At 40.3% G+C, this 19,299-nt stretch carries 12 protein-coding genes; all 12 read left to right on the top strand.

Annotated elements, in window-relative coordinates; translation table 11 throughout:
• Positions 1-66 precede the first annotated feature (66 nt).
• The 12 genes from DUT70_RS18470 to DUT70_RS18415 all read left to right on the top strand — a co-directional run bounded on the left by DUT70_RS18470 (position 67) and on the right by DUT70_RS18415 (position 19,152).
• Entirely contained in the window at positions 67-2,037 is a 1,971-nt protein-coding gene (locus DUT70_RS18470) for an alpha-L-arabinofuranosidase C-terminal domain-containing protein (protein ID WP_113649072.1), read from the top strand.
• Positions 2,038-2,057: 20 nt separating this feature from the next.
• Complete coding sequence (locus DUT70_RS18465) at positions 2,058-4,217, top strand: family 43 glycosylhydrolase (protein WP_113648856.1); 2,160 nt, start codon at positions 2,058-2,060, stop codon at positions 4,215-4,217.
• Positions 4,218-4,246: 29 nt separating this feature from the next.
• Entirely contained in the window at positions 4,247-5,371 is a 1,125-nt protein-coding gene (locus tag DUT70_RS18460) for a glycoside hydrolase family 88/105 protein (RefSeq protein WP_113648855.1), read from the top strand.
• A 9-nt stretch (positions 5,372-5,380) separates the two neighbouring features.
• Positions 5,381-6,631, top strand: a complete 1,251-nt coding sequence (locus DUT70_RS18455; protein WP_205529836.1) for a DUF2264 domain-containing protein — start codon at positions 5,381-5,383, stop codon at positions 6,629-6,631.
• Between the two features lie 20 nt (positions 6,632-6,651).
• Positions 6,652-8,196: an alpha-N-arabinofuranosidase gene (locus DUT70_RS18450; protein ID WP_113649070.1), complete on the top strand. Its 1,545-nt coding sequence runs from the start codon at positions 6,652-6,654 to the stop codon at positions 8,194-8,196.
• A gap of 1 nt (position 8,197) precedes the next feature.
• Positions 8,198-9,505, top strand: coding sequence for a BNR repeat-containing protein (locus DUT70_RS18445; RefSeq protein WP_113648854.1), 1,308 nt, complete (start codon positions 8,198-8,200; stop codon positions 9,503-9,505).
• A gap of 163 nt (positions 9,506-9,668) precedes the next feature.
• Positions 9,669-10,874, top strand: coding sequence for a DUF4861 family protein (locus DUT70_RS18440; protein WP_113648853.1), 1,206 nt, complete (start codon positions 9,669-9,671; stop codon positions 10,872-10,874).
• Between the two features lie 22 nt (positions 10,875-10,896).
• Complete coding sequence (locus DUT70_RS18435; RefSeq protein ID WP_113648852.1) at positions 10,897-11,748, top strand: glycoside hydrolase family 16 protein; 852 nt, start codon at positions 10,897-10,899, stop codon at positions 11,746-11,748.
• Between the two features lie 15 nt (positions 11,749-11,763).
• On the top strand, positions 11,764-13,779 hold the full coding sequence (locus DUT70_RS18430) for a glycoside hydrolase family 127 protein (RefSeq protein ID WP_113648851.1): 2,016 nt from the start codon (positions 11,764-11,766) through the stop codon (positions 13,777-13,779).
• 24 nt (positions 13,780-13,803) lie between these two features.
• A complete protein-coding gene (locus DUT70_RS18425) occupies positions 13,804-15,768 on the top strand; it encodes a glycoside hydrolase family 97 protein (protein WP_113648850.1) in 1,965 nt (654 codons plus the stop codon).
• 48 nt (positions 15,769-15,816) lie between these two features.
• Positions 15,817-16,947 (top strand): glycoside hydrolase family 43 protein, encoded by a 1,131-nt coding sequence (locus DUT70_RS18420; RefSeq protein WP_113648849.1) that lies wholly within the window; start codon positions 15,817-15,819, stop codon positions 16,945-16,947.
• A gap of 264 nt (positions 16,948-17,211) precedes the next feature.
• The gene (locus tag DUT70_RS18415) at positions 17,212-19,152 is read left to right on the top strand and encodes a family 43 glycosylhydrolase (RefSeq protein ID WP_113648848.1); all 1,941 of its coding nucleotides are present in this window, start codon (positions 17,212-17,214) and stop codon (positions 19,150-19,152) included.
• Positions 19,153-19,299: the final 147 nt, after the last annotated feature.

Raw genomic sequence — 19,299 nt, 5'->3', positions numbered from 1 at the left:
ATTTGACGTTTATTTTTTCTTACTTTGGCTAAACCAAATAGGTTAGACCAAATTGTAACGTACCAAATGAACAAAAGGATACTAGCAGCTTTGCTGTTCTCAATCATTTCTCTTAACGTATTGTCCCAGCAGGACAAATCCATTTACATCCATACAGATCAATCTATTGCTCCAATCCAAACCACCATGTGGGGTGTTTTTTTTGAAGATATCAATTTTGGAGCAGATGGCGGTATTTATGCCGAATTGATCAAAAACAGGTCCTTTGAATTTGCCAAACCTTTAATGGGTTGGAGTATCAAAGGGAAAAAAATAAAAGAAGGCGACCTCTTGATTTTGAATAGGCAAGGGAGCCCCTTTAATCCAAGGTTTTTAAGATTGAATGTGCAAGAAGCTGCAAAGGGAGATGTGGGCATTCTCAACGAAGGTTTTAGAGGGATTGGTGTGAAAAAAGGCTTAAAGTATGATTTTTCGTTAATGTACAGGCAACATCGTGGCAATGTGTTACTGCATGTTGAATTTGTTGATGAAAAAAATGCCGTCATTGGTTCTACTTTATTAAAGTTGGCCAGTACAGATGCGAATTGGCACCAACAGGAAGTTAGTTTGGTGTCGACAGCCACTGCGGAAAAAGCAAAACTAAATATCTGGTTCGAAGGAAATAGTCTGGTTGATGTCGATATGATTTCCTTATTCCCTAGCGATACGTGGAAAGGCAGAAAGGGTGGCTTAAGAGGCGATATGGTGCAAATGCTGGCAGACATGAAACCTGGATTCATTCGTTTCCCTGGGGGATGTATTGTAGAAGGCATGGATTTGGCCAACCGCTACCAATGGAAAAAAACGATAGGTCCCATTGAAAATAGACAACTCATCATGAACCGCTGGAACGTTGAATTTGGACATAGACCAGCGCCTGATTATTTTCAAACGTTTGGGCTCGGTTTTTTCGAATATTTCCAGCTAGCGGAAGATTTAGGCGCACAAGCTTTACCCATCTTGAATTGTGGAATGGCCTGCCAATACAATACGGCCGAACTGATTCCATTGGAAGATTTAGGACCTTATATTCAAGATGCATTAGACTTAATTGAATTTGCCAATGGCGATGAAAATAGCAAATGGGGAAAAATGAGGGCCAGCATGGGTCATCCCAAACCTTTCCATTTAAAATATTTGGGCGTGGGAAATGAAAATTGGGGACCGCAGTATATTGAGCGTGCCAAGCTTTTTCAACAAAAAATCAAAGAGAAGTATCCAGAAATTAAGCTCATTTTCAGCTCGGGAACAGATCCAGACAGTGAAAGATTCCACTATTTAAATAATGAACTGCGTGCCATGAAAGCCGATATCATTGATGAACATTATTACCGTTCACCAGATTGGTTCCTGAAAAATGCCTCACGTTACGATAGTTATGATAGAAAAGGAGCCAAGGTTTTTGCAGGTGAATTTGCAGCACATAACCATAATAAAATTACTGGAAGCGATAAAAATACTTGGCAAGCGGCCATAGCCGAAGCCGCTTTTATGACGGGCTTAGAAAGAAATGCGGAGGTGGTGAATATGGCTTCTTATGCACCGCTGTTTGCACATAGTGAAGGTTGGCAATGGGCACCTGATTTGATTTGGGTAAACAATCTTAATGTCTACGGTACACCAAATTACTATGTGCAGAAACTCTTTTCGACCAACAAAGGAACTCATGTGCTAGGAATGACTAAGGAAGCCAAAGCAATTAGTGGCGTAGATGGTTTGTATGCCTCTTCAGTAATTGATACCGTCAAAAAAGAGATCATCATCAAAATTGTAAATACGGAGAAAACAACACTCAACCAAACCATTGTTCTTGATGGGAAAAAGAAAATTTCTGTAGGAACCATCACCATTATCGATGGCGACCCTGAGGGGAAAAACTCTTTTGAACAGGCTAAAAATTTCAGTCCTAAGGAGCAAAATATCTCAGTAAAAAAGCAGCAGTTGGTTTTGAATTTATCTCCAAATTCATTAAATGTGCTTAAGTTAAAATATAGATAAATAAAGATTTTAAAAGGAATATGAATCACAAAGGTGTAATTAAAGGTTTTCTTTTCGTGCTTGCTGTTTGCGGTATTTGCAGTTCAACGGGCTTTGCCCAGAAAAAGAAAAGCGGCGGAAATTCAGCCTACTTGTTTACTTATTTTACAGGCAACACAGCGAATGAGGAAGCCATTAGATTTGCGATAAGCAAAGACGGTTATACCTACACCGCATTAAATGGAAATGAACCCGTAATCACTTCTGCTAAAATCAGTTCTACGGGAGGGGTAAGAGACCCGCATATTTTACGTGGTGCTGATGGAAAAACCTTTTACCTGGTGGTAACGGACATGGTTTCGGCCAAAGGTTGGAGTTCCAATAGGGCCATGGTTTTGTTAAAATCAACAGACTTGATCAATTGGAGTTCTAGCGTTGTAAATATCCAGAAACGTTTTGCCAACCAAGAAAACCTATTACGAGTTTGGGCACCGCAAACCATTTACGATCCACAAGCAGGTAAGTACATGATTTACTGGTCGATGAAACATGGTGATGATCCTGATAAGATTTATTATGCTTATGCCAATAAGGATTTTACGGATCTAGAAAGTGAGCCCAAGCAATTGTTTTTCAGCCCAAGCAACGGTGCCTGTATCGATGGTGATATTATCTATCATAAAGGGAAATATCATCTTTTCTTTAAGACTGAAGGACAAGGAAATGGCATTAAGCAAGCAGTTTCCGACCGTTTAACCGAGGGATACGTGCAACAAGACAAATACTTGCAACAAACCACTGACGCTGTGGAAGGAGCAGCGGTTTTTAAGCTCAACAATAGTGATGATTACATCCTGATGTACGATGTGTACATGAAAGGAAAATACCAATTTACCAAAAGCAGCGATCTGGAAAATTTTAAAGTGGTAGATGAAGCTGTTTCCATGGATTTTCATCCTAGGCATGGTACGGTTTTGCCGATCAATGAAAAGGAACTACAGCGTTTGTTAGCCAAGTGGTACCATCCAATTCAAGTATTAAGCACGGCAAAAGCGGAGATAATTAAGACACGCAATATCTTGGTAGATACCCTTAAAAAGACCGTTTTTTTACCTTTAAAAAATGGAGCTAACCTTAAGGCTATAGATCCTCTTTTTCAGCAAATTCCTTATGTCAACATTGCTCCAAAGGCACCTTATGATTTTAGTAAAGGTTCGGTGAAAGTAACCATCAACATTACTGGTCAAAAACCACAAATTTATACCATTAGTGCTAGTGTAAACCACAATCCAGTACTGAACGGTTATTTTGCTGATCCAGAAATATTGTATTCCAATAAAACTAAAAAATATCATTTATACCCAACAAGTGATGGTTATATCAGTTGGAGCGGCACCAGTTTCAAGAGTTTTTCTTCTACTGATTTAGTGAACTGGAAAGATGAAGGAATCTTGCTAGACTTGCCCAAAGACGTGAGCTGGGCCAAACGAAATGCTTGGGCACCAACCATGGCAGAACGTAAAATCAATGGTGAGTATAAATACTTCTATTATTTTACTGCTGCGCAAAAAATAGGAGTAGCCGTTTCCGATAGTCCTACGGGGCCGTTTAAAGACAGTGGTAAAGCCCTAATTACAAAGAAGCCTGCTGGTATTAGAGGTGGACAAGAAATAGACCCCGATGTATTTGTAGATCCTCAAACACAAAAAGCCTATTTGTATTGGGGGAATGGTTACATGGCTGGATCAGTTTTAAATGACGACATGATTTCAATCGATACCAACTCTATCAAAGTAATGACACCCGATGCCACCTTCAGAGAAGGTACGGAAGTCTTTTATAGAAATGGTAAATATTACTTTCTATGGTCTGAAGACGATACCCGTAGTGAAAACTACCGAGTAAGGTATGGTTATTCCGATTCGCCAACGGGTAAAATAACGGTACCTGAAAATAACCTGATTTTAGCTAAAGATGCAGCAAATGGCATATTCGGGACTGGGCACAACAGCGTGATCCAAGTTCCAGGTAAAGACGAGTGGTACATTGTTTATCATCGTTTTACAAGGCCTAAAGGGATCACTATGGGGAATGCTGCTGGATACAATCGTGAGGTATGTATTGATAAAATGGAATTTAATAGTGATGGCAGTATTAAGAAAGTGGTACCAACGGTAGCAGGTATTCAAAAGTTGAAGTAAAACTAAACACACCAATAATTGATATAGAGATGAAGAAATATGCTTTTATAACCTTAAGCCTTTTGATATTGACCATCGGTATGCATGCACAGTTGCCTAAAAAGGATGAGGTATTGGCCATTATTAACAAGGCGAATAATTACTGGCAAACTAACAATAAAGCCGAAGTAAGGTCTTTTTGGGACCATGCCGTTTATCATACGGGTAACATGGAAGCTTATAGCATTACAAAAAATGAAGCCTTCCGCCAATATTCAGAAAAGTGGGCCATTCACAACAAATGGATGGGGGCCAAATCGTTTGACAAAAGCAAATGGAAATACAGCTATGGCGAAAGTGATGACTATGTATTGTTTGGCGATTATCAAATCTGCTTCCAAACCTATATCGATTTGTACCATCTCCAACCTGATGAACAAAAAATAGCAAGGGCAAAGGAAGTGATGGAGTACCAAATGAGTACGCCAAATAAAGACTACTGGTGGTGGGTAGATGGTTTGTACATGGTGATGCCTGTAATGACCAAAATGTATAAACTTACAGGCAATCAACAATATTTAGATAAGTTGTATGAGTATTTTGCCTATGCCAACAGCATCATGTACGATAAAGAAACAGGACTGTATTATCGTGATGCTAAATACATTTACCCTAAGCATAAATCTACAAATGGTGGAAAAGATTTTTGGGCTCGTGGCGATGGATGGGTTTTCGCAGGGTTGGCGAAAGTATTGAAGGACTTGCCCCAAAAAGATGCCCATAGAAGAGAGTATATCGATAAATATAAAAAAATGGCTAAAGCAATTGTCAAATGTCAGCAAGAAGAAGGTTATTGGACCCGAAGTATGCTAGATCCGCAACATGCACCAGGCAAAGAAACCAGCGGTACCGCCTTTTTTACCTACGGTTTATTGTGGGGTATTAACAATGGCTATCTTAAAGAAAAAACTTATTTCCCTGCGGCTTTAAAAGCTTGGAATTATTTAGCCAAAACGGCTTTGCAGGAAAACGGACAGGTGGGTTATGTACAGCCCATTGGCGAGAAAGCCATTCCAGGCCAGGTGGTGAATGCCAACTCCACCGCAAACTTTGGGGTGGGTGCCTTCTTACTAGCTAACAGTGAAATGTTCAGGTATTTGGAGAAACAAAAATAATCATCAGCAATGAAGCAACTTTTTAAATTTAGCTTAATGTTTTCACTCTTAATGGTGATAAGTATCAACCTGTCAGCGCAAAAGAAAAAACGTACAGAAAAGTCAAAAGCCCTTACAGAGCGTGAGTTATGGCTAAAGGAAATGGACAAAATGGTAAGGCCAATGATGTACAGTTTAGCCAAAGACAGCTTGACGGTGTTGATGCCCCAAGAAACTTCCATCAGGGTAGATAACAAAGCGAATAGGGTAAAAGTACAGTATTTGGAAGTTTTAGGTCGTGTATTAAGCGGCATAGCGCCTTGGTTACAGTTAGAAGGGGGGTCGGCAGAGGAAGTTGCTTTGCGTAATCAGTACCGCCAATGGGCTTTGCAGGGAATCAAAAACTCCCTAGATTCTAATGCGAGAGATTTTATGAGGTACGATATTGGCGGACAGCAATTGGTAGACGCCTCATTTGTGGCTTATGCTTTTATACGTGCGCCATGGCTATGGGAAAATCTGGACCAAAAGAGTCAAACATTATTGGTTAAATCAATCCAAACTACACGTCGATTTAAGCCTGTATTTTCAAACTGGCTATTATTTTCGGCCATGAATGAAGCCTTTTTGGCCAAGTTTGGTTACGAATGGGATGTGATGCGGGTAGACTACGCTTTACAACAATTGGAGCAATGGTATGTGGGTGATGGGATGTATAAAGACGGGACTACCTATGCTTTTGATTACTATAACAGTTATGTAATTCATCCTTATTTGGCTACCATTATGAACATAGTTAAAACGAAGACCAATTCCTATAATCAAATGGCGGAGAAGATAAAGAAACGAAATGAGCGTTATGCGGTTATCCAAGAACGCCTGATCAATGCCGATGGAACTTTTCCAGCGACTGGTCGTTCTTTGATTTACCGTGGAGCAGCGTTTCATCATTTGGCCGATATGGCTTGGCGAAAAGCTTTGCCTAAGGAGTTAAGTCCAGAGCAGGTTCGTGGCGCACTTACTGCGGTCATTAAAAAAACAGTCGAAAGCCCAACCACCTATAAAAACAACTGGCTCACACTTGGGTTATACGGCTCGCAACCTAACATAGCCGATTTTTATAACAACCAAGGAAGTCCGTACTTGGCTACAGCCATATTCCTGCCTTTAGGATTACCAGAAACAGATGCTTTTTGGGCTAATGCACCAGCCAAATGGAGTGCACAAAAAGTATGGTCGGGCGAAGATTTTCCTAATGATCACGGTGCAGATTTAAGATAGCCACATCAATGATGAAAAGTATGAATAAGGTAATTACTTGCGTTGTAATTGTTTTCACCATGTATGGCAAAGTGAATGCACAAAATGAAGCTACGTTGTATGTGGATGGGAAAAAATCGAATATTACCATCAGTCGCCATATTTACGGACAATTTGCCGAACATTTGGGCAGAAGTATTTATGATGGATTTTGGGTGGATAAAAATCTGAATGTGCAAAAGCAGGGCAGGATCAGAATGGATATTGTAGAAGCGCTAAAGAAGATTAAAATCCCAAACTTACGCTGGCCAGGCGGTTGTTTTGCCGACGAATATCATTGGAGAGACGGTATTGGCCCTGCTAAGGACCGACCTAAAATGGTCAATACCAATTGGGGCGGAGTAGTGGAAGATAATAGTTTTGGCACGCATGAATTTTTAGAACTCTGCAAGTTGCTCAACTGTGAACCCTATATCTCTGCAAATGTAGGTAGCGGTACGCCCGACGAGATGAGTAAATGGGTGGAATATCTCAATTTCGATGGCTTAAGTCCAATGACTGAACTGCGTAAAAGAAATGGCAATGCCAAACCCTATCATGTGAGCTTTTGGGGTGTAGGTAACGAGAGTTGGGGTTGTGGCGGTAACATGACTGCCGAATATTATAGCAACGAATATCGCCGATACGCCACTTTTGCCAAAGACTATGGAAATGCAAAGTTGAAGAAAATTGCGGCAGGGGCTTCAGATTTTGACTATAACTGGACCGAAACAATGATGAAAAACGTTGGCCACCGTATGTGGGGACTATCATTACATTATTATACCATTCCCACAGGAAATTGGGGTAAAAAAGGATCTGCAACTGGTTTTAGCGAGCAAGAATATTTTAATACCATGGAACGTGCCTTGCGTATGGATGAGCTGTTAACTAAACACATTGCCGTGATGGATAAATACGATCCCAAAAGGAATGTGGCTTTAGTGGTTGATGAATGGGGAATTTGGACAGATGTAGAAGCAGGTACAAATCCAGGCTTTTTATACCAACAAAATAGCTTAAGAGATGCCTTAATTGCCGCTAGTACACTTAACATTTTCCATAAACATGCTGAGCGAGTGAAGATGGCTAATTTGGCACAAACGGTGAATGTACTACAGGCTTTGATATTAACAGAGAAAGAAAAAATGCTGCTGACCCCAACTTATCACGTTTTTGATCTGTACAAAGTACATCAGGATGCTGAATTGCTAGATATCAAATTTGTTTCGCCAGATTATTCGTTGAATGGTAAGAAAATTCCTGCCTTGAACTTTTCTGCTTCTAAAGATATCAACGGGGTAGTAAATATTTCGATTGTAAATCTAGATGCTACTAAGGAAATCTCATTAACTACTGATTTGGGAGATTTAAAATGGAATGATGTAAGCGGAGAGCTACTGACTTCTGCTAATTTAAGCGACATTAATACATTCGAAAAGCCAGACTTAGTCAAGCTGCAGAAATTTAGTAAAGCAACGAAAAACGGCAGTCAGTTGCTCGTTAAAATACCTCCACATGCCATAGTCAACTTATCACTCAAATAACATGCGATTTAAAAGCCTAACCTCATTTTTAATACTGTTTTTGTTTTCCTGGGAAGTTGATGCGCAAAAAATAGAACAACAAACCATTGCAGGAAATGGTTGGGCCAATAACTCCGTAAACACGGTGATTTTCAGGAAAAATGCGTTAACTACCTTTAAAGATTATCAATACACGGCCTATTACGATCATGAACAATATGTGGTTTTGGCAAAGAGAAAACTTAACAGTTGGCAATGGGAAGTCTCGAGGACGGCTTTCAAAGGAGATGCCAATGACGCACACAAATCCATCAGTATCATGGTTGATGGGAAGGGCTTTTTACACTTGGCTTGGGGTCAGCACAACAACAACCTCAACTATGCTAAATCAGTTGCACCACAAGTCTTAGCAATGGGCAATAAGGAGAAAATGATTGGCAAAGAGGAAAATAAGGTAAGCTATCCAGAGTTTTATAAATTGGCCAACGGTAAGCTATTGTTTTTTTATAGAGATGGTGGATCTGGCAATGGAAGCCTGATGATTAACCTTTACGACTCCAAAGCCAAAGCTTGGAAAAGAATACAAAATAATTTGATCAGTGGAGAGGGAAAGCGCAATGCCTATACCCAAACCACGGTTGATGCAAAAGGCGTCATCCATATATCGTGGGTGTGGCGAGAAAGTCCAAACGTGGCGAGTAACCATGATTTATGTTATGCAAAATCTAGCGATGGCGGCATTACTTGGCATAAATCCACGGGAGAGAAGTATACACTGCCAATTACCCTCGAAAATGCCGAGTATGCCCTTAAAATTCCCCAAGAAAGCGAGTTGATCAATCAAACTGCCATGGCTACGGATGCGGATGGAAATCCTTTTATTGCTACCTATTGGCGTCCACAAGGCACGCTTGTTCCACAATATCATGTGGTTTATCATTTAGATGGTAAGTGGCAGGTAAGTAGCCTAAACTTTAGAACCAATGGATTTACATTAAGTGGTGGTGGCACTAAAAAAATCCCAATTTCAAGGCCACAATTGGTGGTTTGGCAAAAGGATAAAACTTTCAATGCCGCTTTGCTTTTTAGGGATGTAGAACGAGGTAATAAAGTTTCTATGGCATTAAGTCAGGGAAAGGATTTGAATAAATGGGAAGTTTTTGACTTATCCAAAGAAAGTGTTGGAGAGTGGGAACCATCATATGATACTGAGCTATGGCTGGCTAAAAAGCAATTAAGCATTTTTGTTCAGGAGGTAGAGCAGGTGGATGGTGAAGGCAATGCCGAAAAGAAACCTACTGCCTTAAAAGTGCTCAATTGGAAGCCTTAGCTACGTTTTGAAGCTAAGCTGTCTTGAATAAATTACAGGTTTATTTTAAAAATTATTTGCATAAACGATAAAACCCTACTACTTTTAAAATAAACGTCATTTTTACAATTAATAATTGTTGCAATTTGAACGCTATGTTAAGCAAATATTCCTATTTTGAATAATGAAAATCAAAGTATACTATTTTTCCAAATTTTTAAGTGTCATTGCGTTTTGGCTGGCATTGAGTTCGTTTATCAATCCTGTGATTACCAAGGCACAGTTAACGTTCACCGTAAAAAATACCCTAGATTTTGAAAGAAGCGAAGTCGTTAACATCAGTGCTAAAAAGCTTGTAAAGCTATTGAAAACTGCTTCTCCTGATCATATTCGAGTTAGGGAGCTGGGTAAAACCTTAAATTTGGTATTACAATGGGTAGATGAAAATGGTGATGGGAAACCAGAGACACTGCTTTTTAAACCAACAGTTAAAGCAAAAGAAACTGCTAAATATGTGGTTTTGCTAGACAGTACCACGTTAGTTACCCAAACTGAACTTACCACTTATTCGCGTTTTGTGCCCGAGCGAACCGATGATTATGCTTGGGAAAACGATAAGGTGGCTTTTCGTACCTATGGCCCAGATGCACAAATGAGGGCCGAAAAGAAAATGCCAAACGGCACCTTGAGTAGTGGGATTGATCTTTGGTTAAAAAGAACCTCATTACCTGTCATTAACGAATGGTACAAAGGTTATTTGACCGATCCGAATTATTACCATAAAGACAGTGGTAAGGGTTACGATCCCTATCACGTAGGGGCCAGTCGTGGTACTGGCGGTACGGGTGTTTGGGAAGGAGATACCCTATTGGTGTCTAAAAACTTTATCCATTATAAAACCATTGCCACCGGCCCATTGCGAACTATTTTTGAGTTATATTATGCACCTTATGGCCGCTACAATGTCAAAGAAACAAAGCGCATTTCTCTCGACATAGGCTCTAATTTTTCTAAGTTCGAAGTGTTTTATACCTCTTCCCAAAAACTTCCTAATTATACCATGGGCATTACCCTTCACGATAAAAAAGGAGAGATAAATGTGTTAAAGAATTTGGGCATATTCATTCATCACGAAAAAATAGACAACAGCTATATCGGCGAAGCCATCATTGTAGACCCCAAGATCGTGAAAAGTGCCTTTGCAAACAAAAGCCAAGTGAAAGATCAGAGTAACCTTTTGGTGTTAACCAAACCACAGAAAAGCACCACTTTTTATGCTGGTTTTGCTTGGGAGAAAAGTGGTCAAGTGAAAGATAGTAACGACTGGGAAAACTTTGTAAAAAAGCAAAGAACTATTATCGATAACCCTTTGCAAGTGCTAGTAAAATAAAAATAGCTAAACCTCAATAGATATGAGAAAAATCAATTTTTTAATATGGCTAGGTATGGGCGTCAGCATTTCATCCTTTGCTCAGAAGGAATTTGTAAAAGAAGGTTACAAACTGGTTTGGGCAGATGAGTTTAACCAGAATGGCAAACTGGATACTACCAAATGGAAATATGAAAATGGATTCGTTCGTAACCAAGAGCTGCAATGGTACCAGTCAGATAATGCTTGGTGCGAAAAAGGGGTTTTGGTAATCGAAGCCCGTAAAGTTCAGCAAGCTAATCCAACCTACAAAGAAGGCAGTAAACATTGGGGAGCGGCACGTAAAACCATCGAATACACTTCGGCCAGTGTAAATACAGCGGGTAAGCACAGTTGGCAATACGGTCGTTTTATAATGCGAGCCAAAATTGATGTGAGCAGCGGCATGTGGCCAGCTTGGTGGACTTTGGGTGTGGCGGGCGAATGGCCTTCCAATGGCGAGATCGACATTATGGAGTATTATCGTAACATGTTGCTGGCTAATATTGCCATAGGTACCGATCAACGTTATAAAGCGCATTGGTTCAGTAAAACAAAAGATATTAAAGCATTGGGAGGTAAAAAATGGGCAAGTAAGTTTCACACCTGGAGAATGGATTGGGACGAAAATTCGATTGCTTTATATGTAGATGATATGTTGTTGAACAAAGTGGAGATGAAGGATTTGCACAACAAAGATAAAGTAGGATTAAATCCGTTTAAGCAGCCGCATTATATGTTGTTGGATTTGGCCATCGGCGGAATGAATGGAGGAGAAGTAGGAGACACTGTTTTCCCAAATCGTTTTGAGATCGATTATGTAAGGGTCTATCAAAAGGAAAATCAAATTAAGTAAGAGAGCGTTTTAAAAATGAAGAAAACCTTTATCATAGCCATTCTAGCCCTTGTTGTTGGAGAAGTAAGTGCCCAAAAAAATAAAAGTAACCATTCTGGATATCCAATTACGCCCGTGCCTTTCACCTCGGTGAAAGTAACCGATAGTTTTTGGGGGCAAAGATTGAAAGCGAGCAGAGAAGTAACCATACCACTTGCCTTTCGTAAAAGCGAAGAAACGGGAAGATATGAGAACTTCATCAAAGCGGCCCATCCTTCAGTAGCCTATAAAGTAGAAGGCTTTTCGTTTGATGATACGGATGTATATAAAACCATTGAAGGTGCCAGTTATTCGCTGCAAACCTACCCGAACAAAAAACTGGAAAAGTACATTGATAGTGTGCTGAAAATTGTTGCAGCAGCGCAAGAACCCGACGGCTATCTGTATACTTCGAGAACCATGAATCCAACACATCCCCATGCTTGGTCGGGCACTAAAAGATGGGAAAAAGAAGAAGACTTAAGCCACGAACTGTATAACCTGGGGCACATGATCGAAGGCGCGGTAGCCCATTATCAGGCTACTGGTAAACGTAATTTCTTGGATATTGCTATTAAATACGCCGATTGTGCGGAAAGAGCAATAGGCAATGCCCCAGGCAAATTAACCATTGTTCCAGGACATCAGATTGCCGAAATGGCCTTGGCAAAACTGTATATCGTTACGGGGCAGCAAAAATATTTGGATTTGGCCAAGTTTTTCTTGGATAAAAGAGGCTACACCACTATTAAACAAGCCTACAGCCAGTCGCATCAACCTGTACTCAAGCAAGACGAGGCCGTGGGCCACGCAGTTCGTGCGGCTTATATGTATTCGGGCATGGCCGATGTGGCGGCACTAACGGGTGATACGGCCTACATTCATGCCATTGACAAGATTTGGGATAACGTAGTTGCTAAAAAATTGTATATCACTGGAGGCATTGGCGCAACTCATCAAGGAGAGGCTTTTGGTAAAGCTTATGAATTACCTAACCTAACCGCTTATAATGAAACCTGTGCGGCCATTGCCAATGTGTATTGGAACCATCGTTTGTTTTTATTGCACGGCGATGCCAAATATTACGATGTGTTAGAACGTACTTTATACAACGGCTTAATTTCTGGCGTGTCTTTAGATGGAGGTGAGTTTTTCTATCCTAACCCTTTAGAATCAGATGGGAAATATAAATTTAACCAGCAAGCCTGTACCCGCCAATCATGGTTTGGTTGTGCTTGTTGCCCTTCTAATTTAAGCCGCTTTATTCCTTCCTTGCCAGGTTACGTTTATGCCGTAAAAGCGCAACAGGTTTTTGTAAATCTGTTTATGGGCAGTTCTTCCGAACTTTCTGTAAATGGAAAAAAAGTTCAAATCAAACAAACAACGGCCTATCCTTGGGACGGAGCAGTAAGGATGGAAATCAATCCACAAGGCAAACAAACTATCGCTTTAAAAATAAGGATTCCGGGATGGGTGCAGGGCAAGGTGTTGCCAAGTGATTTATATCATTTCTCAGATCAGCAACAGTTAGGATTTAAGATCAAATTGAATGGGAGGCCCGTAGAAAGTAGGATCGAAAATGGCTATTTCACCATAGAACGAGCTTGGACAAAAGGAGATGTAGTAGAAGTAAGTTTCGACATGCAACCACGCGTGGTAAAAGCCAATGCGAATGTGAAAGATGATTTGGGAAAAATCGCTTTTGAAAGAGGTCCCATTGTATATTGTGCCGAGTGGCCCGATAACAATTTTTCTATTCCAAGTGTTTTGTTGCCCGCTCAACCCCAAATACAAGTGCTTGATCAACCTGGTATGCTTCATGGCATTAAACAGTTAAAAGTGCAAGCACAGTCGCTTTTAGTGAATGAAAAAGGTTGGTTAGCACCTCAACAAGTTTCCTTTACCCTTATTCCTTACTATTCGTGGTTACACCGTGGGAGCGGAGAAATGGCGGTATGGTTACCTCAAGAAGTAAGTGCTGTAAAGATGGTCTCAAAAACCGATGGTAAATGATCAACATCAAAAGCGCTACAAAAGATGAATAAAAAAATAATTTTACTATCGGCAGTTTTAGGGATATATTTTTCTGTAAAAGCCCAAATTCAACCTACCATTGCAATCAGTAGTCCCGATAAATATTTGGTACTTGCCATTTCTCAAAATGAGATGGGGAGCGTTTATTACAGTGCTTCCTATAAAGGGAAAAAAATCCTTGAAAATTCACCATTAGGCTTAATTTCCAACGTGAGCGATTTTAGTAAGCAACTTAAATTAGTAGGCCAAAAAGATTCTGTTATCAAAGAAACCTACCAACAAAGCCGAATCAAAAAGTCTGAAGTTACGGTTAATGCCATAGAAAAGATTTTATCGTACGAAACCCCAAAAAAGGAACGTATCGATATGGTGTTTAGGGTAAGCAATAACGATTTTGCTTTAAAATATATCCTATTAAAGAAAGGCGAAACGTTACGCTGTATCATCGAAAAAGAGCTAACAGGTTTTAAATTTCCTTCATCAACCACCACATTTTTAACACCGCAAGCTAGCCCAATGATTGGCTGGAAAAAAACAAAGCCTAGTTACGAAGAGGAATATGTGGCCGACGAACCTATAGGAACACCCTCCAAATATGGTATGGGTTATACTTTTCCAGGGCTGTTTCATGTGGGCAATAATGGTTGGGCACTGGTTTCAGAAACTGGGGTAAGCAGTTTGTATTGTGCTGCTAAGCTTAGCGAGGGAACTAAAGACGGGCTCTACACCATCGCTTTTCCCGAGTCTGGTGAAAATAACGGCATTGGTAGCGCTAAGCCAGCCGTCACCTTGCCTGGCGAAACACCTTGGCGCACCATTACCATTGGTGACCAGTTAAAGCCTATCGTGGAGACCACCATTCCTTTTGATGTGATAAAACCATTGTATCAGCCATCTACCGATTATCAATTTGGTCGTGCTACTTGGAGCTGGCTTGAATGGCAGGATAACAGTATGAATTATAACGATCAAATCATTTTTATTGATTTGGCAGCGCAAATGGGTTATGAATTTATTTTGATTGATGCTTTGTGGGACACACAGGTGGGCTATAAAAAAACAGAGGAGCTCATTAAGTATGCACAAAGTAAAAAGGTAAACGCCTATTTATGGTATAACTCCAATGGCTTTTGGAATGATGCCCCACAAGGTCCCAGAAATAGGATGAACACTTCTACGGTCCGCAAAAAAGAAATGGCTTGGATGAAAAGCTTGGGAGTTAAAGGCATAAAAGTAGATTTTTTTGGAGGCGATAAACAGGAAACCATCCAGCTGTATGAGGACATTCTTTCGGATGCAAATGATTACGGCTTAGGCGTTATTTTTCATGGCTGCACTTTACCTAGAGGTTGGGAGCGCATGTATCCTAATTTTGTAAGTGCCGAAGCGGTGCTTGCTTCTGAAAACTTGGTTTTTACCCAGCATGCTAATGATTACGAAGCCTATAATGCCACCTTGCACCCATTTATACGTAACAGTGTGGCCAGTATGGATTTTGGTCCAGTTTTACTGAATACGCGTCATAACCGAGGCAATAATGGAGGCACCATTCGTAAAACCACCGATATTTTTCAGTTGGCTACTTCGGTAGTGTTCCAGTCTTCGGTACAAAATTTTGGGATCACGCCCAACAACCTTACCGACCGTGAAAGTTTTGTGATCGATTTTATGAAGAATGTGCCTACTACATGGGATGAAACAGTATTTATCGACGGTTATCCTGGCAAGTATTGTGTTTTGGCAAGAAGAAGTAAAGATAAATGGTATATCGCGGGCATCAACGCAGAAAAAACAGCTAAAAAGATAGACGTTACCCTACCCATGCTAGCGGGAGCGAATGTTTTGTTGTATTCAGATCAACAGGATCGTAGCCCAGCGTTGAAGCCAATTCAGATGAATAAAAATGGAAAAATAGTATTCACCATCCAGCCAGAAGGTGGGGTAATGTTGATTAGCGACGGAAAGTAAAATGGCTAATCCTTACCTACAGCATGTTAAAATAATTAAACGATTAAAATGTTAAAACAAATACTGATCGCGGTTTTTCTATTGCTTGCGGGGAAAAGTTTCGCCCAACAAAAACAAAGCACCATTAGGCCAGGTGAGCTTTGGAAAGACGACCAAGGGAAGCATATTAATGCGCATGGCGGTGGAATGCTGTATCATAAAGGAACTTATTATTGGTTTGGTGAGCACAAAGGCGAAAAATCTAATAATGCTTACGTTGGCGTAACCTGTTATTCATCAAAGGCCCTCTATCATTGGAAGAATGAAAGTGTTGCCCTTTCTGTTGACGACAGTCCTGAAAGTTTGATTTACAAGGGATGTACCATCGAAAGGCCCAAGGTGATATATAATGAGCTGACCAAAAAATTTGTGATGTATTTCCATTTGGAGCTTTTTAGAAGGGGATACGAAGCTGCTTACACGGGTATCGCAGTTAGCGACAAAGTGACTGGACCTTATCAATTTCTACATGCCTCAAGGGTAAATGCGGGTTACTGGCCCATAAACCTATCTCAAGAAAACAGAAAAATAAAGCTAAAAGCAGATGACTACGGTAAATGGTGGACTCCAAAATGGAGGGAGGGAGTAGAACAAGGTTTGTTTGTTCGTGAGTATTTCTATGGAGGACAAATGTCGAGAGACATGACCTTGTTTGTAGATGATAATGGAAAAGCTTACCATATTTATTCGTCGGAAGAAAACTTAACCCTGCAAATTGCCGAATTAACAGACGATTATACGAGGCATACAGGAAAATATATTAGGGTGGAGCCAGGAGGGCATAACGAAGCACCAGCGATCTTTAAAAGAAACGGTAAATATTTCATGATTACTTCTGGCTGTACAGGTTGGGATCCTAATGCCGCCCGGTTGTTGGTTGCTGACAATATTTTGGGCGAGTGGAAACTATATCCTAATCCGTGTGTAGGCACTGGAGCAGAACTGACATTTCAGTCTCAAGGCACTTATATCTTTCCAGTACAAGGTAAAAAAGATGCCTTTGTTTTTATGGCTGATAGGTGGCGACCGTCAAACCCAATAGATGGACGCTACGTATGGTTGCCAATCAAGTTTGAAAATGATTTGCCCGTACTCAGGTGGATGGACCAGTGGGATTTATCGGTTTTTAATGAAAACTAACGTTGATAGATTTAGATTAGAATTAGCGGTGCTTTGTTATGGGATGATGTTAGCCTTAGCACCAATATTTCGTTTACCTAAATCGGCATTGGCCTGTTCGGTTAAGTAGTGATTAGCCTACCGATAACTTTGATGGAACAGGGCACAGCCGTGGCTTTTTTTCTGCTTTTTCAGCTCTAGGAGCCTGAGCTTGCTAAAGCAATAAGACAAATAAAACACTAGATAAATATTGTTAAATGGCAGCTATTTAATAGACTAAAAATTATGAATAGATTTTCAATTGTTGTTTTATTGTTGCTGATCTTCAAAAGTGGCTTTGCCCAAATGAAAGCCAATGAAAAAGATTTTGTAGGTTATCTTTTTGCCTATTTCGAAGGCTCCAGTGATAAATTTAAACAAGAGCAATTGCGATTTGGGGTAAGTGCGAATGCGGTAAATTGGTTTGCTTTAAACCTTAATCAACCCGTGATATCTTCTGCCGATATTTCCCAAACAGGCGGCATACGCGATCCGCATATCCTTAGGGCCGAAGATGGAGGTTTTCTCATCACGGCTACAGACATGTTTACCGTCAAAAATGGTTGGAACAGTAATCCAGGCATTGTGCTGTTGAAATCAAAAGACTTGATTGACTGGAAGCATCATATCATAGACTTGGCCAAAGCTTATCCCCAAAAATTTGCGAAGGTAAAATGGGTATGGGCACCTCAAACGATTTACGATGTAAAAGCAAAGAAATACCTTGTTTACTTTACCGTTCGTTTTCATAACAGTAACGAATTGAATTTTTACAGCGCTTATGCCAATAAGGACTTTAATGGGTTTGACGCCGAACCGAAATTGATGTTCAAACCAAAGTATGGTGCTATTGATGGCGACATCATTTACAAAGACGGCATTTATCACCTGTTTTATAAAGGCAATACTAAAGATGCTGCGGGAAAGGAAATTAAAAATGGCATACAAAAAGCCACTAGTAAATCTTTAAAGGGCCCTTGGGTAGAAGATTTTAAGTATTTAGATGCCTACGCAGATACTACCATTGCAGTAGAAGGTTCTAGTGTATTCAAGCTAAACCATACTGATGAATATATTTTGATGTATGACCTATATACCAACTTGCGTTATGAATTTCAGCGCAGTAAAGACTTGAATAGTTTCACCGCAAAGCCAGAGCAGTTTACGAAAAACTTTAATCCGAGGCACGGTAGTATCATTGGGATTACCAAAGAAGAAGTACGCCGTTTACAAAATAAATGGGGCGGAGTACCAGAGGTTTTGCTACAACCTGCTGCCCCAAATGATCGTTACCATTTTCAGTCGAAGGGTAACCCTATCATTACGCATGAATACACTGCAGATCCAGCGGCTATGGTGAAAGGCGACACCCTTTGGCTTTATGCTGGACATGATTTTGCGGGTGGTCAAAAGAATTACAAGATGAAAGACTGGTTGGTATATTCGACCACTGATTTGAAAAACTGGACCGAATATCCTGTGCCCTTAAAAATAGGTGATTTTGCATGGGCTAAAAGTGGCGATGCCTTTGCCGCACAGGTGATAGCGCGTAATGGAAAATACTATTGGTATGTTAGCACCAATTGGTCGGGCATAGGCGTAGCCGTTGCTGATAGACCTGAAGGACCTTTCAAAGATGCTTTGGGCAAACCCTTGTTAACCAATAAAGATTGTTTTGCTTCTACACACTCTTGGGCTTGTATAGATCCTGCTGTTTTTGTAGATGATGATGGCCAGGCTTGGATATTTTGGGGTAACCGCGAATGTTACTATGCCAAGCTCAAACCAAGCATGATAGAAATAGATGGCCCCGTGAAGAAAATAGATTTTAAGGATTTTAATTTTACGGAAGCCCCTTGGATGCACAAGTATAAGAATAAATATTACCTCAGTTATGCTACTGCTTTCCCCGAAAAAATTGCCTATGCCATGGCCGATCAAATAGAAGGGCCATATGAGTACAAAGGCATCTTAAATGAAATTGCAGGGAATAGTAACACCAACCACCAAGCAATTGTGGAATTTAAAGGCAAGTGGTACTTTATTTATCATAATGGCGCTATTGAAACCGAGGGAAGTAGCTTCAGTCGTTCGATTTGTATAGATGATTTAGAATATCATCCTGATGGAAACATCAAAAGAATTGTGATGACCACTGAAGGTGTAGAGGCTAGGGTAAAGCAGTAATAGGGTTTGAAAAATGTAGGCTTCTTTGGTTTTGAAGGTGCTTTCATTAAAATAACTCTCATAAAAAGGGTATTTTCATCTCACTTTTTAAAAAAGAACTACATTTGCATTCCCAAACGGAGGTGCCTTAGCTCAGTTGGTAGAGCA

This window comes from Pedobacter chitinilyticus, from assembly GCF_003313385.1.
GTDB classification, from domain to species: domain Bacteria; phylum Bacteroidota; class Bacteroidia; order Sphingobacteriales; family Sphingobacteriaceae; genus Pedobacter; species Pedobacter chitinilyticus.
Note: the sequence above shows the minus strand (reverse complement) of the source record. Positions and strands in the feature narration are given on the sequence as shown.